Genomic DNA, 327 nt, shown 5'->3' on the forward strand with positions numbered 1-327 from the left:
TCGTGTTTGAAACCTCACAAGATATGATCGCAGCGAAATCCATCATTGCGCTATCGACAGAATTTGACAAATTGAAACACCATCAATCAGCAATGAAAGATCGCTATGGCACCAGTAAAGGCAAAAACGCAAAGTACAACTGTGGTGCGACTGAAGCTGGATATAAAGATATAAAGTTCTTTCTAGAGATGGAGAATGGACATATTGGTGAGCTTCAACTGAATACGAAAAATATGATGGTTGCGAAAAAGAACGGGCACATTATTTACGATATTCTGCGTGACGGTGGCACATTGGATAAGCCATTCACCATTACAAACTCAGAAG

Annotated in this window: 1 pseudogene; it reads left to right on the forward strand. The window is 40.1% G+C overall.

Going from position 1 to position 327, the window contains the following annotated elements:
• Positions 1–327 (forward strand): annotated as a pseudogene (locus tag AB4512_RS24850) (hypothetical protein); the annotation flags it as partial.

This window comes from Vibrio sp. 10N.222.52.B7 (genome assembly GCF_041474275.1).
In the GTDB taxonomy this organism is placed as follows: domain Bacteria; phylum Pseudomonadota; class Gammaproteobacteria; order Enterobacterales; family Vibrionaceae; genus Vibrio; species Vibrio crassostreae_C.